Origin of the sequence: Nocardia arthritidis (assembly GCF_011801145.1) — a bacterium.
GTDB classification, from domain to species: domain Bacteria; phylum Actinomycetota; class Actinomycetes; order Mycobacteriales; family Mycobacteriaceae; genus Nocardia; species Nocardia arthritidis_A.
The window spans coordinates 9,918,606-9,933,615 of the sequence record NZ_CP046172.1; the positions used below are offsets into that span (position 1 = coordinate 9,918,606).

Consider the following 15,010-nt stretch of genomic DNA (forward strand, 5'->3'; position numbering starts at 1 on the left):
CAGCAGTCGATTCACGTCTCACGCGGAGGACACAATGGGAAATACACGTCGGGCCAAGCGGATTCGGCGGATCGGCGCGGCCTGCGCGCTCGCCGCCTGCCTGCTGCTGACGCCGGCGACGAGCGCGACCGCCGCACCGCCGTCCGCACAAGACCAGCTGAGCTGGTTCGTGGGCGCGTCGGCGCGTGCCCCGATTCCGGAATCCGAAGTCACCGAACATCTGTCCGCCGCGGCGCTGTCCGCGGTCGGCGGGGCCGACGGTTTCAACAAGGCGCTCGTCCACGTCGGCAAACTCACCGAACAGCCAGGGGCACAGGCGAGTCCGACCGCGGTATCGGCCCTGCTCGATTCCGCCGACGGCACCCGGCTGACGGTGCTCTCCGTCGACTCGGCGGGTTTGATCACGATGCTGCAGCTGGCGCCGATCGCCAAGAGGTGGGCCGAGATCGATGACGAACTCCGCGCCTCGGCGCCGGAGGCATCGTTCGCCGCGGCCGAGATCGACTCGAACGGTTGCCGCCTGATCCACGGCGTCAACCCGGACACTGCCCGGCCACTCGGTTCGGCCTTCAAGCTGTACGTGCTCGGCGCGCTCGAGCAGGCGGTCGCCGACCACCGGCTGAATTGGTCCGATCAGCTGGCGCTGAACGAGGACTGGAAGAGCTTGCCGTCCGGCGTATTACAGGATCGCCCCGCGGGCACGCGGCTGAGCCTGCAGGAGTACGCCAATTACATGATCTCGATCAGTGACAACACCGCCACCGATCACCTGATCCACACCATCGGCCGGGATGCGGTCGCCGCGCAGCTGTCCCGCTTCGGCAATGCCGATCCGCAGCGCAGCCTGCCGTTCCTGACCACCAGGGAGATCTTCGCGCTCAAGGGCAATTCCTACCCGACCGCCGCGAACGCGTATCTGGCGCTGCCGCAACCGCTGCGCGCCGCCGCACTGCCCGCGCTCGATGCCGTGCCCAGGGACCGGATAGCCATCTGGCAGCGGCCGGAGAATATCGACACACTGGAGTGGTTCGCCTCGCCGAACGATATCTGCCGGGCGTATACCGGTCTGTGGCAAGCGAATTCGCAGCCAGATGGTGGCGGGATCGGGACCGCGCTCTCGATCAACAACAGTGGTATCGCGCTGCCGACATCGCAGTACCCGACGGTGTGGTACAAGGGCGGTTCCGAGCCCGGCGTGCTGACCCTCAACTATCTCGCGCGGACCGCCGGCGGGAAGGTACTGGTCGCCAGCGTGATGCTGTCCGACCAGCAGGCGGAGCTGCCCGCGACCACGACGCTGAACGCGGTCGGTATCGCGCACGCCGCGATCCGGCTCGCCGACCAGGAGGCCGCGCGCTGACCGTTTGATTCGGCCGGTGCGAAATCCGTTGTCGCACCGGCCGAATCGCCGCTCTGCTATATCAATTCGATATAAGCGCTAGGCGCACGGTATTTTGTAACGCGACTAGTGAATGTGGCGATAGTGATTCCGATCGGCAAACAGCTGGCAGGCGCCACGACGGAGGTATCGAATGATCACCAATTTGCTCAACTGGTTGCTCAATGCTTGGGGTAACGTTTCCGCAGGTAGTTCGGGTTACCAGATTCCGCCGGGCACCCTGCCGTTCGGCAGCTGACACCCTTTACCGCGCACCCGTCGCCACCACTGCGGCCGGGTGCGCGGTTTGTTGTTCGCGGTCGGCGGCCGAGTTGCCGATCGAGTGGACCGATTATCGCGGTACGAGGCCGGTTTGCCGAGGTCGCGAATCATCGTGCCGCGTCAACCGTCCGCGGACGCGTCCTGAACTGTGTCGAGCCCCGACAGGAGCTGCGCGAGGTGGACACCGCGCCTGCCCGCCAGCTGCGCGGCCTGCGTGCGACAGGAGAAACCGTCGGCGAGCAGGATCGCCGACGCGTCCGCCCGCAGCGCGGGCAACAGGCCGTTCTCGGCGACGGCAACTGAAATGCCGTATTTCCCGCGCCGCATTCCGAAGTTTCCGGCAAGTCCGCAGCATCCAGTGATTTCGGTCACTTTCATTCCGGTCTTCTCCAGTAATTCCCGGTCGGTTCGGAAGCCGAGAATCGAATGCTGATGACAATGCGGCTGCACCACAACGGACTTCCCGGTTCGGCTGGGCGGCCGCCACTCGGGATGTTCGGACAGAAACTCCGCGAGCGTGCGCACGGCGGCCGCGGTGGCGGCGGCCCGCGGATCGTCGGGCAACAACTCCGGCAGATCGGATCGCAGCGCCGCCGTACAGGACGGTTCCAGGCCGACGACGATCCCGCCGGCGGCCACATGCTCATCGAGCGCGGCCAGGGTCGCGCGCAAACGCTTCCGGGCCCCGTCGAGTTGGCCGGTGCTGATCCAGGTGAGCCCACAGCACACCCGCCGCTGCGGAATCCGCACCCGATAGCCAAGCGACTCGATCAATTCGACTGCGGCCCAAGCAATTTCCGGATCGAACGCATCGGTGAACGTGTCGACCCACAGCATTACGCCGGGCCGGTGTTCCGCCACCGATGCCGCGGCGGCCGAATCCGCGGTACCGCCCTGGACAAATGCCGAATCCGACTGAGCGACAGCGGGCCGTGCCGGAGTGTGCGCGACTGCATCCCCGGACTCTCCGGCACGGCGTTCCGAGGCGCGCCCTCGCCACATGCGGCGGAAGCTGCGCTCGGCGAGGCGGGGGATTTCCCGATGCGAATCAATTCCGGCGGCGCGCAGGCCGATGCGGCGCAGCCAGGCTATATCGGATAACGCGTTGGCCAGCTTGGGTATTCGCGTCGCCACGGTGAGCCAGCGGGGGAGTTGGCCGAGGGTGTAGTGGTCGATCGGGCGCGGACGACGCCGATAACGCCGGTACATCGCCTCGGATTTGTAGGTTGCCATATCGACGCCCGCCGGGCAGTCGGAGCGACATGCCTTGCAGGACAGGCACAGATCGAGCGATTCGGCGACCGCCGGATCGGACCACGGTAGCGCGCCGCGCACCACATCCTGCAGCACCCGGGCGCGGCCCCGGGTACTGTCCTTCTCATCCGCGGTGGCCAGATAGGACGGGCACATGAAACCGCCCGCCGCGCGGGTGTCGGCGCGGCATTTGCCGACGCCTACACAGCGGTGCACCGCGGTCAGCAGATCGCCACCGTCGTGCGGGTAGGCGAAACCGCCTGCGGCGCCGACCTTTCGCAAACCCGCCAGCCGTAGGTCGACGTCGATCGGGCGCGGGTCGACGAGAACACCCGGATTCAGCACATTGTCCGGATCGAAAAGCGCCTTGTATCCGGCGAATACGTCGAGCACCTCGCGGGAGTACATGACACGCAACAGCTCCGAGCGAGCGCGCCCGTCGCCGTGTTCGCCGGACAGCGATCCGCCATGCCGGACGACCAGCTCCGCGGCGTCGAAGAGGAAGGCACGGAAGCGTTTCGGCGCATCGGCGATCGGCAGATCGAGCCGCACATGGATACAGCCGTCGCCCATGTGGCCGTACAGCAGTCCGTCTACTCCGTGCGTGCGGGTCAGCTCGCCGAATTCGCGCAGGTACGCGCCGAGATTCGCGGGTGGAACGGCCGCGTCCTCCCAGCCCGGCCAGGCCGGTTGGCCGTCGGGGGTGCGGCCGGCCAGTCCGGCGCCGTCGGCCCGGATATGCCAGAGCGCCGCGGCGGCAACGGGATCGGTGACGATCCTGGCGTCGATCGCACCCGCGGTCCGGCACAGTCGTTCGGCCGCCGCGTATGCCTCGGCCTGATCACCGCCGACCGTCTCCACGAATAGCCAGCCGTCACCGCGCGGCAGGTCCGGCACCGCGCCGCGGTGGGCGCGCACCACCTCCACCAGCCGCGCATCGATACCCTCCACCGCGATCGGCCCGCAGGCCATGACCGAGGCGATATCGTCTGCGGCACTTGCCATATCGGCGTAGCCGAGCACGGTCAGCACGGTTGCGCGCGGCAGCTCGACCAGTTCCAAGGTGGCATCGAGCAGCAGCCCGCAGGTGCCCTCGCTGCCGACGAATGCCTTCGCCACGGCCGAATTACGTTCGGGCAGTAGATGTTCCAGGCCGTACCCGGAGGCCTGGCGGTCGAACCGGCCGAGGTCGGTGCGCAGAACGGCCAGGTTCGCCCCGGTGAATTCGGCTAGTCCCGGCACCGCCGACAGCTCGTTCGCGAGTATCCGCTCGGTGCCCGTACCATCCAGAATTCGCAGTTCGCGCACGGTATCCGAGGTGCGGCCCCAGGCGACGGCGCGCGGACCGCAGGCATTGTTGCCGATCATCCCGCCGAGCGTGCACCGATTCTGCGTCGACGGATCGGGGCCGAACCGCAGCCCGTGCGGCCGCGCCGCCGCCTGTAGTCGCGAAAGCACAACGCCCGGTTGCACCCGGGCCAGCCGGGTTTCGGCGTCGATCTCCAGGATCGCGTTCATATGCCTGCTGAAATCGAGCACGATCCCGGGCCCGATCGAATTGCCCGCCACCGAGGTGCCCGCACCCCGCGGTGTCACCGAAATGCCCTCGGCCCTGGCAAATTCGAGTGTCGCGGACACATCGGCGGCGGATCGCGGAAATACGACGGCCAGCGGTGGCACCCGATAGTTCGACGCGTCGGTGGCGTATTCCGCCCGCCGCCGCACCGACCCATCCACCTCGCCCGCCAATCGCCCGCGCAGCGCGGCCACCATCCGATCCTCGGCCATTAAGCCAGCCTAGATGGGGCCGCCGAATCACTTCTTCCGGCAGACGGCGCTCAGCAGGGCGAGCCGGGTGACCGGCAGGTTTTCGTCTAGCCATTGCTGGATCGGCACCAGGCCGGGTTCCATCAGTTCGAAGCCCTCGCACAGCCGGGCGACCTCGGTCTCCGAGCGAAATCGGATCTGCGCGGAGCTGCCGAAGGTGTCGTTCGTGGATTGAGCCATGAAGTCCCTGGCGCTTTCGTCCCATCCGTGGGTGAGGGCCAGGTAGCTGCCCGGCGCCATGGCATCGCGCAGGCGGGCGAAGATGTCGTCGGGGCCTTCGTCGTCCATGACGTAGTGCATGACGCCGACGAGCAGGATCGCGACCGGCTCGGACCAGTCGATTCCGGCCTCGGTGTGGCACCGCTCGATGAGCTCGACGGGCCTGCGCACATCGGCGAGGATCGGCGTCACGCCCGGCGCGGCGGAGAACGCCGCGTGGGCGTGCGCGTCGACCACCGGGTCGTAGTCGACCGACGCCACCAGCGCCGTCGGCTGGATCTTGCGCGCCACCTCGTGCGCATTGGGTGAAATGGGTATTCCCGCGCCGATATCGATGAATTGACGGATGCCCTGCTCGGCGGTGAACTGCACGCAGCGCAGCATGAATTGTCTGCTGAACCAGGCCATGGTTCTGGTATCCGGTGCGACGGCGAGCATGCGATGGGCGACCAGCTGATCGATTTCGTAGTTGTCCTTGCCGCCGAGCATGTAGTTGTATATGCGCGCCGCATTCGGCTTCGACGGATCGACGCCCACCGGTGCGCGCGGATGTTCCGGCACCGTGCCTCCCTCGAATCAGTCATCGGCTCCGCGCCATCGATTACGCCGATTCGCTTGTGGTATCGGAGGTTTCGCATAACTCCGATATGTCTTATTCTCCTGTCGCATCGTCGACGGCGCGATGCTATCCCAGCGGTTCGCGCCGCGATCCGGCGTGGCCGCACCGGGGAAAGAGGCCCGCACCAGCGGCAAATCCCGGATGCTCACATTCTCATCGACGTAAACAACGCACCGCCTACCGTTCGGGACGGAAACCGGCGAACGATTCGCCCCCTTCCAAAATGCCGGTTCCAGCTGGAACGGCCGCGAAGACGACCCGGCGAATTCGCCATCGGCGAACGCCGGCGGGCCCGGGAACACTTGCCCTCAACTTTTGTTGAGGTCTTAGTGTCGGTGCACCGGAGTTGGATGGTCCGGGCATGGAAGGAACGGGTGGCATGAGTATCGAGTCGGTGGCCTGGAGTCAGCTGTATCGGCAGGCGCACGCGCCGCAGGAGCGGCGCGCGTTCAGCCGTGCGACGGCCCGGCGCATCATCGCGTTCGCGCGGCCGCATCGGCTGCCGCTGCTCGGATTCCTGGTGTTCAGCATCGCGTCGGCGCTGCTCGCGGTGGCCAATCCGGTGCTCGCCGGGCGGGTGGTGAACGATATCGTCGGGCATGCCGCCCCGCGTTCGGTGGTGACGCTCGCGGCGATCATCGGCGCGGTGGCCGTGCTGGACGCCGCGCTCGGCATCGCGATCCGCTGGCTGTCCGCCCGCATCGGCGAGGGCCTGATCCTCGACCTGCGGACCGCCGTCTTCGATCACGTACAGCGGATGCCGGTCGCCTTCTTCACCCGCACCCGCACCGGCGCGCTGGTGAGCAGGCTCAACAACGATGTGATCGGCGCGCAGCGGGCGTTCAGCTCGACGCTTTCCGGCGTCGTCACCAATATCGTGACGCTGCTGCTCACCCTGGCGGTGATGGTGCGGCTGTCGTGGCAGATCACGCTGCTCGCGCTGCTGCTGTTACCGCTGTTCATGATTCCGGCGCGGCGCATGGGGGTCCGGGTCGCCGGTATCCAGCGCGAGGCTGCCCAGCTCAACGCCGCGATGAGCACCCAGATGACCGAGCGGTTCTCCGCGCCCGGCGCCACCCTGGTCAAACTGTTCGGCAGGCCGCAGCAGGAGTCCGACGAATTCGCGCTGCGCGCCGGACGGGTGCGCGATATCGGGGTGCGCACCGCCATGCTGCAGACCGTCTTCGTCACCGCGCTGACGTTGGTTTCCGCGCTGGCGGTGGCGCTGGTGTACGGGCTCGGCGGTTGGTACGCGCTGCGCGGGCAGCTGGATGCCGGTGCGGTGGTTTCGCTTTCGCTGCTGCTCACCCGGCTGTACAGCCCGCTCACCTCGCTGGCGAGCGCCCGTATCGACATCATGTCGGCGCTGGTGAGCTTCGAGCGGGTCTTCGAGATCCTGGATCTGGAACCGCTCATCGAGGACGCGCCCGATGCGAAACCGGTTCCGGCCGGCCCGGTTTCGGTGGAATTCGACGACGTCCACTTCGCCTATCCGGCCGCCGACAAGGTTTCGCTCGCCTCGCTGGAGGATGTCGCGACCCTGGACACCCGCGGCGGAGTCGAGGTGTTGCACGGGATTTCGTTCCAGGCGCGGGCCGGGCAGATGATCGCACTGGTCGGCTCGTCCGGCGCCGGGAAATCCACCATCGCCCAACTGGTTTCGCGCCTGTACGACGTGGACGGCGGCGCGGTCCGGCTCAACGGCGTCGACGTACGCGAGCTGACCGGCCGGTCCATCCAGGACACCGTCGGCCTGGTGACCCAGGACGGCCATCTCTTCCACGCGTCCGTGCGGGAGAATCTGCTGCTGGCCCGGCCCGAGGCCACCGAGGCGCAGCTGTGGGATGCCTTGACGCGCGCCAGATTACGCGAACTGGTCGAGAGCATGGCCGATGGTCTGGATACCGTGGTCGGCGAGCGCGGCTACCGGCTTTCCGGCGGCGAACGCCAGCGTCTGACCATCGCGCGGCTGCTGCTCAAACAACCGCGCGTCGTCATCCTCGACGAGGCCACCGCATCGCTCGACTCGACCTCGGAGGCCGCGGTGCAGGAGGCGCTGGCCGAAGCCCTCGACGGCAGAACGGCTTTGGTGATCGCGCACCGGTTGTCCACCATCCGCAACGCGGATCGGATCCTGGTGCTCGAGGACGGCCGGATCATCGAGGAGGGCACGCACGGACAGCTGCTCGGCGCGGACGGGCGGTATTCCGAGCTGTACCGGACGCAGTTCGCCGACGACACCGAACAGGTGGCGGCCTGATCGGTCATCCCCGGCGGGTCTGCAGGCCGTCGAGCATGCGGTCCAGGCCGTAGGCGAATTTGCGGTCGCGGATCCGCTCTGGATCTTCCCAGTCGGAGGGCGGACTGGAAGCCTGAACGCGCGGAAGGTCTTTCGTGGCCGCCTCGACGACGGGCCGCAGCTCGGCGAGCATCTCCCGCTCCGTCTGGCCGCTGCGGTTCAGCACCGTCAACCATGCGGCCTCGGTGATGCTCATACCGATGACGTAGCTCCACAGGGCGGTGATGGCGTCGCCCGCCTCCTCGGTGTCGAATCCGCCGACCTCGAACAGCGCGACGGATTGATCGGTCGTCCGCATGTAGTTCGGCCCCAGATAGGACAGACCGACCTGGCCGAGGGTCATCGCCATCCACGGATGACGCAGCATCATCGCCCGCAGGCTGCCCGCGAATTCCGTTGTGGCCGTGCGCCATTCCTCGCGCTTGCCGATCTTCGGCACCCGGATCTCGCCGTACACCTCGTCGACGACCAGCTCGATGAGCTCATCGCGATTGGCCACATGGCGGTACAGGGAGGTGGCGCCGGCATTGAGCCGGGCGCCGAGGGTGCGCATGCTCAGCGCGTCCATACCGTCGGCATCGAGTAGCCCGATCGCCTCGGCCACGATGTGCTCCCTGGTCAGGGCGGGTTGTTCGCGGCCGCGGCGCGGGCGGGTCCAGACCGAGCTGACCGCCGGTTTTTCGGTTGGCACTGCATCTCCCTTCGTTACCGCAAGCATAGCGCACGTCGTTCGCTCTTGCGTACGTCTCAAATCTATGCGTACAGTGTTCGCAACACGGAAACGTTGTACGCAACACCGCGAGAGAAGAGTTATCCGATGGACACGACCGCAACGCGCGATCCGAGGCGCTGGTGGATCCTGATCGTGCTGTGCCTCAGCACGCTCGTCCTGGTCATCGACAATTTCGTGCTGGCCGTGGCGGTCCCGCCGCTGGCCGCTGACCTGCACGCGAGCGCCCAGGACATCCAGTGGATCCTCGATTCCTACATCCTGGTCTTCGCGGGCGCCCTGCTCACCGCGGGCAGCCTCGCCGACCGCTTCGGCAGGCGGCGGGTGATGGTGCTCGGCCTGGCCCTGTTCGGCCTCGCCTCACTGGCCGCGACGCTGGCCGCCAGCCCGATCGAGATGATCGCGGCCCGCGCGGTGATGGGTGTCGGTGGGGCGCTGGTGCTGCCGAGCACGCTCTCCATCCTGATCACCGTGTTCGACGACGCGGAACGCCGCAAGGCGATGAGCTGCTGGAGCGCCGCGTCGGTGCTCGGCCTGGTCGGCGGTCCGGTACTGGGCGGCGTGCTGATCGCGCACTTCTGGTGGGGCGCGGCCTTTTTGATCAACATTCCGGTGGCCGCGCTGGCCATCGTCGCCGCACTGCTGCTGATGCCGGAATCCAAGGGGCCGTGGACCAAGCCCGACCTGCCGGGCGCGCTGCTGTCGGCGATCGGGATGACCGCGCTGGTGTGGACCATCATCGAATTCCCCAAGGGCGGCTTCGACCACGCGAGCACACTGAGCACGCTGACCGTCGCCGTCGCCGCCCTCGGCGCCTTCGTGTGGTGGGAGCGGCGGGTCGAGCACCCGATGGTGCCGCTGAGCCTGTTCGGCAATCGGGATTTCAGCGGCGGCAGCCTCTCGCTGACGCTGGTGCAGGTCGCCAACGGCGGTCTGCTGCTGGTGCTGACCCAATACCTGCAGTTCGTGCTCGGCTACTCGCCGACCGAGGCCGGGCTGGCGTTCATCCCGATGCTGCTGGCCTCCATCCTGTGCAACGCGCTGGGCGCTGGGCTCGGCACCAAGATCGGCAACCGCACCCTGGCCGTCACCGGCATGCTGATTTCCACCGCGGGACTCTGCCTGCTGGCCACTATGTCCGCCGACAGCGGCTTCCCGCTGGTGGCGTGCGCGCTGGTGGTGCTCGGGGCGGGGGCGGGACTGGCCCAACCCGCGGCCGTCGCCACGCTGATGAGCGCGGTGCCCGCCGAACAAGCCGGGGTCGGCTCGGCGCTGAACGACACCATCCAGCAGGCGGGTGCCGCCCTCGGCATCGCGGTGCTCGGCAGCGTCCTGTCCAGCACCTTCGGCAACACCATGCCCGCCACCGCACCGGAGGCCGCGCGCCGCTCGATCGGTGACGCGCTGGCCGTGGCCGCACAGACCGGTGATTCCGGATTGGTCGCCACCGCCCGAGACGCCTTCACCCAGGCGATGTCGGCCAGCTTCTACGCGGGCGCGGCGGGCATTCTGGCGGGGGCGGTGGTCGCGCTACTAGTCATGCGCAATCGCAAGACTCCCGTCGCGCCGGAGGGAGCCGAGGCCGCGGCGGAACCCGAACTGTCCCTTGCCGAGTGACACCGCTCCGCCGCCCGCACCGACGATCGCGAGCGCGGGCAGCAGAACCGCACGACCGACCCGCCGATTCCTCGAGTCGGCGGGTCCAGGAGCCGCGCCACGCAGATCGGGAAAGCGAAGCGCCCCCGATCTCGGAACAACGCCTGGTACGCACGACGAAAGCCGAGCGTCAGCGAGGCGTCGTCGTGCGTACCCCGCCGATCAGAATTCGCCCGCGACACCCAGAATCGTTCGGCCCGAATGCGTTCCACCCTGGATGGCCCGCAGCACCTTTTCCGCGTCGGTGATGGGCGCGTAGTTCTCCAACCGCGAAAGATGTTGCGGCCGATACTCTTTGCCGAGTTTGGTCCACAGCTCCCGGCGCCGGTCGATCGGCACGTACGCCGAATCGATGCCGAGCAGCGCGACACCGCGCAGGATGAACGGCATAACCGTGGTCGGCAGGTCGGAGCCGCCGGTGAGCCCGCTGACGGCGACCGCGCCGCCGTAGCCGATCGAACTCAGGATGTAGGCCAGCGACTTGCCGCCGACGCTGTCCACCGCGGCGGCCCACTGCGCCTTGCCGAGCGGACGCAGCTTGGCCTCGGGATCCTCGGGCAGCCTGCCGATCACCTCGTTCGCGCCGAGTTCGGTGAGCAGATCGCCCGCGTCGGTCTTACCGGTCGACGCGATCACCTCGAAGCCGAGGCCGGACAGAATATCCACCGCGACGCTGCCGACACCGCCGGTCGCGCCGGTGACCAGGACCGCCCCGTCGTCGGGGGTGAGGCCGCGATCGAGCAGCGACTGCACGCTCAGCGCCGCGGTGAAACCCGCGGTGCCCAGCGCGGCGGCGTCCCTGGCGTTGAGCGTGTCCAGTTTGACCACCCAGTCGGCGGGCACCCTGGCGTATTCGGCGAAGCCGCCGTTGTGCGACACCCCGATGTCGTAGCCGTGCGCGACCACCAGATCGCCCGGCGCGAAATCGTCGACGTCGGTGGCGAAGACCTCACCGATGATGTCGATGCCGGGAATGATCGGATACTTGCGCACCACACCACCGCGCGGGGTGATCGCGAGGGCGTCCTTATAGTTCGCGCTCGAGTAGTGCACCTTGATCGTGACGTCGCCAGGTCCGAGGAAATCCGCACCGACCTGCTGGCGCGCCAGCACGATCCCGCTGTCCGATTCGTGTGCCACCATCGCCAAGAACTCCATGGACTCGAGCATACGAGCGGCGCGGGCGATCGGCGCGGCTATGAAACGCGCGCTACTGCGGCACCAACTCCAGCCGGACGCCGAGCAGCCGCACGGGCCGATCCAGCTCGAATCGGTCGACGATGCGCAGCGCCGCCGCCACGATCGTCGGCACATCGGTGGTGGGCTCGGCCAGCTTCTCCTGTTTGCTGCGGGTGTAGAAGGTGTTGCTGCGCACGGTCACCGAGACCCGCATCGGGATCCGGCCCGCGGCGGCCATCTCCTCGGCGACCTCGGTGGCCAGGCGAGCCACCTGGGCGCGGATCTCGGCACGGTCGGTGAGATCGTGTGGGAAGGTCTCGGATTTGCTGCGGCCCACCGGAATTCGCGGCTTCTCGGTCACCTCGGTATCGCCCTTGCCGCGGCCGAGCACCCACAGATACGGGCCCGTGTTCGGGCCGAATTCGGCGGCGAGACGGTGCCGATCGGCGGACATCAGGTCGGCGACGGTGTTTATGCCGAGTTCGGCGAGCCGGGCCGCGATCCGGCTGCCGATGCCCCACAGCGCGTTCGTCGGCCGGTGCGCCATCACCTCCGACCAGTTGGCGGCGGTGAGCCGGAACATCCCCTGTGCGGCGGCGATATTCGGCTCGGCCGAATCCTTGTGCGACGACTTGGCGAAGCCGGTGGCCAGCTTGGCGGTGAGCTTGTTGTCCCCGATGCCGATGGCGCAGGTGAGCTCCAATGTGGCGATGGCGGCGCGGATTTCGCGGGCCAGCGCCTCCGGATCGTCGGTGTCGGCGGCGAGGAAGGCTTCGTCCCAGCCCCAGACCTCGACCCGGCCCGGGAAGGTGCGCAGCAGCGACATGACCTCGTCCGACGCCTCCTCGTAGGTGGTCATATCCAGTGGCAGGAAGATGCCGTCCGGACATTTGCGCTGTGCGCTGCGCAGCGCCATCCCGGCCCGCACGCCGTAGGCCCTTGCCGGATAGGACGCGCAGGTCACCACCTTGCGGGGCTCGGTGGGGTCGCCGTTGCCGCCGACGATGACCGGCAGGCCGCGCAGCTCCGGATGACGGCGGAATTCCACCGCTGCCTGGAACTGGTCGAGATCGACGTGCAACAGCCAACGGGCCATAGGTCGTTCCTACCGCACACCGGTGACAACCTGGGGACTTCCGGACATCGGGTCGCGACCGCCGCCGAGCCGTACGATTCCGGAGAGAGTGAGCGAGGGGAGGTCCACATGGCCGACACATTCGAACCGCGGCTGCCGGCGCAGGTTCCGCAGAATCTGATCGGCGATACCGATCGCGAGCTGGTCGCGCGCCAGCTGCAGCGCGCCGTCGAGGAGGGCAGGATCGATCTGTTCGAACTGGATAAGCGGCTCGTCGCGGTATACGCGGCGCGAACCTCGACCGAACTCGTCGCGGTCACCGCCGATCTGCCCGTGCCGGTGGCCGAACCACTGGAGCTGCGCACCGGGAGCGGATCGCGGGAGAAGGTCGGCAACTGGATCGTCCCGTCCGAGATCACCCTCGAAGTCCGTTCCGGCTCGATAAAACTCGATTTCACGGAGGCGTTCTGCCCGCACACCGAGGTGACGGTACGGGTCCAGGTGGGGTCGGGCCATGTGCAGCTGATCATGCCGCGCGGCTGGCAGGTCGAGTTCGATCGAATCGAGGTCCGCAGCGGCGACCTGCAGAGCAAGGTGACCGAACCGCGGCAGCCGGGTGCGCCGCTGCTGCGATTCGAGGGCCAGGTCGGTTCGGGTTCGGTGCTGGCCCGCTATCCCCGCCCGCCGCGCCGGTCGTTCTGGGCGTGGCTGCTGCGCCGCCCGCGTCCGGTGGCCTGATAACCGGCCGGTGGCCGGATCACGAACGGCGGCAACAACTCACGACGATCACGCGGACTCCGCGTAATCGGCCGCGGTGACCCGGCCGGTGATCCGGCGCACCACCTCGGTGAGCGATGCCGGATCCAGACCCGCGTCCGAGCGCGCCGCGACATACATATCCGGGCGCACCAGCAGCGCACCGCCCTCCGGCAGCCCGGTGCACGCCGACCACTCCGCGGCGGGCAGCGCGTCGACGGTGATGTCGATTCCGGTGTCGCGCTGGGCTTTTGCCGCCGCATCGCGCCAGCGCGCCGAGGTGCCCACGATGAGCAGACCGAAACCGGGGCCGGGCAGGTCGACGGTGGAGACCTGCTCGTCGGCGTCGATCCACATATGCGGCACCCTGGTGCCGACCTGGCCGGTCAATTCCGGGACGTGCCCGGCGGATTCGCCGCCGAACAGGGCCGTGGATTCGTATCGGTATTTCATCAGCACGGTGCCGAAATCCAGCTTCCCGGCGAAGGCTTCGGCATTGTCAGCGGTCCGGATGCCGTAGCGGGCATCGAAATCCACATTCCGCATTGTCTGTTCAACGGCGACGACGGCACGGGGTCGGCGTTCGGTCTGGTAGCTGTCCAACAGCGCGTCCTCGGCGACACCGGACCATACGGCCGCGAGCTTCCACACCAGATTGTGCGCGTCGGCGATACCGGTGTTCGCGCCGAAACCGCCCCACGGCGCGTGCCGGTGGGCCGCGTCACCCACGAGGAAGATACGGCCGCGGCGGTATTCGTCGGCGACGAAAACGCCAGTGTCCCAAGCCGCTTTGCCGAGAACATCGACTGGAATATCGGGGATGCCGACGGCTGCGCGGATCAATTCGACGCAGCGCGTGTCCGGGTAGTCGGCGATGCTTTCCCGATCTGGATCGTATTCGAGATGGAACGACCATTCATCGGTGTTGTTCTTCGCCAGCACCAGGCAGCGCACAGTGTCATTGCGAATTTCGCACTGGCTGAAGGTTTTTCCGCCGAGCACCGCGGTGAGGTCGACCCGCGCGAAGGTATTGATGTAATGCTCGGTCGGCGCCACCGTCCAGCCGCCGATGCCGAGCGTCTGCCGGACCGGACTGCTCGCGCCGTCGGCGGCGATAAGGTAATCGGCGCGAATGATCCTCTTGCCCTTGGCATCTCGCACGCGGGCCGTGACACCGGTGGTGTCCGCATCGAATTCGATCAACTCGGTACCGAAGCGCAGATCGCCACCGCGGGCCCGGGCCGTTTCGACCAACGCCGGTTCGAGCGACACCTGTGGGGCGAAGCAAAACTTGGACGGACTCGCCACGCCGCCCGCGACGCCGTGGCGCAGGTGCCCGAGATCCAGCTGAGTCGCGGTGGTCAGGGTCGCGCCACGGCTCGCTCCGCCGAAGGAGCCCGCCTTGACCACGCCCGCGGAAACCTGCTCGACCTGCCGCTCGACACCGACCTGCCGGAACATCTCGCTGGTCCTGGTGTGTACGCCGCGGGCGCGGGGCAACGCCGACACGGAGTTCCTGCGTTCGACGAGAAGATAAGGGATGCCGTGATATTCGAGGAACAGTGCGGTCGAGATACCGACCAGGCCGCCCCCGACCACGAGCACCGGGACACGTTCGGTTGTTGTCATGGGCCAAGTTTCGGTACGGACGCTTGCACGACTCTTGCATCGCGGTGTCGGCCTGCCGGCCCGGTCCGCTCCACGCCGAGCAAGACGCGGATAAACAAACGAGCCGT

General features: G+C 67.7%; 10 protein-coding genes. 4 read left to right on the plus strand and 6 right to left on the minus strand.

The annotated features are described in order from the left end of the window. The first annotated feature begins 34 nt into the window (after positions 1–34). Positions 35–1,360 (plus strand): serine hydrolase, encoded by a 1,326-nt coding sequence (locus F5544_RS45355; RefSeq protein WP_167478817.1) that lies wholly within the window; start codon positions 35–37, stop codon positions 1,358–1,360. 420 nt (positions 1,361–1,780) lie between these two features. Here F5544_RS45355 and F5544_RS45360 read toward each other — a convergent pair whose 3' ends face one another. Together F5544_RS45360 and F5544_RS45365 are read right to left on the minus strand one after the other, a co-directional pair. Next, positions 1,781–4,702 (minus strand): FAD-binding and (Fe-S)-binding domain-containing protein, encoded by a 2,922-nt coding sequence (locus F5544_RS45360; RefSeq protein WP_167478818.1) that lies wholly within the window; start codon positions 4,700–4,702, stop codon positions 1,781–1,783. A 27-nt stretch (positions 4,703–4,729) separates the two neighbouring features. Next, positions 4,730–5,521: an SAM-dependent methyltransferase gene (locus tag F5544_RS45365; RefSeq protein WP_238847009.1), complete on the minus strand. Its 792-nt coding sequence runs from the start codon at positions 5,519–5,521 to the stop codon at positions 4,730–4,732. A 437-nt stretch (positions 5,522–5,958) separates the two neighbouring features. On the opposite strand from F5544_RS45365, the gene F5544_RS45370 reads away from it, so the two are divergent. Beyond that, complete coding sequence (locus F5544_RS45370; protein ID WP_167478819.1) at positions 5,959–7,839, plus strand: ABC transporter ATP-binding protein; 1,881 nt, start codon at positions 5,959–5,961, stop codon at positions 7,837–7,839. A gap of 4 nt (positions 7,840–7,843) precedes the next feature. Here the strand turns inward: F5544_RS45370 and F5544_RS45375 are convergent, their stop codons facing one another. Then, on the minus strand, positions 7,844–8,569 hold the full coding sequence (locus tag F5544_RS45375) for a TetR/AcrR family transcriptional regulator (RefSeq protein WP_238847010.1): 726 nt from the start codon (positions 8,567–8,569) through the stop codon (positions 7,844–7,846). A 126-nt stretch (positions 8,570–8,695) separates the two neighbouring features. On the opposite strand from F5544_RS45375, the gene F5544_RS45380 reads away from it, so the two are divergent. Continuing rightward, positions 8,696–10,225 (plus strand): MFS transporter, encoded by a 1,530-nt coding sequence (locus tag F5544_RS45380; RefSeq protein ID WP_167478821.1) that lies wholly within the window; start codon positions 8,696–8,698, stop codon positions 10,223–10,225. Positions 10,226–10,426: 201 nt separating this feature from the next. On the opposite strand, the gene F5544_RS45385 is transcribed toward F5544_RS45380, so the two are convergent. Both F5544_RS45385 and F5544_RS45390 read right to left on the minus strand, forming a co-directional pair. Next, complete coding sequence (locus F5544_RS45385) at positions 10,427–11,422, minus strand: acryloyl-CoA reductase (protein ID WP_167478822.1); 996 nt, start codon at positions 11,420–11,422, stop codon at positions 10,427–10,429. Between the two features lie 52 nt (positions 11,423–11,474). Continuing rightward, the gene (locus F5544_RS45390; RefSeq protein WP_167478823.1) at positions 11,475–12,539 is read right to left on the minus strand and encodes a DNA polymerase IV; all 1,065 of its coding nucleotides are present in this window, start codon (positions 12,537–12,539) and stop codon (positions 11,475–11,477) included. A gap of 108 nt (positions 12,540–12,647) precedes the next feature. On the opposite strand from F5544_RS45390, the gene F5544_RS45395 reads away from it, so the two are divergent. Further along, positions 12,648–13,256 (plus strand): DUF1707 SHOCT-like domain-containing protein, encoded by a 609-nt coding sequence (locus F5544_RS45395; RefSeq protein ID WP_167478824.1) that lies wholly within the window; start codon positions 12,648–12,650, stop codon positions 13,254–13,256. 48 nt (positions 13,257–13,304) lie between these two features. Here F5544_RS45395 and F5544_RS45400 read toward each other — a convergent pair whose 3' ends face one another. Further along, entirely contained in the window at positions 13,305–14,903 is a 1,599-nt protein-coding gene (locus tag F5544_RS45400; RefSeq protein ID WP_167478825.1) for an FAD-dependent monooxygenase, read from the minus strand. Positions 14,904–15,010: the final 107 nt, after the last annotated feature.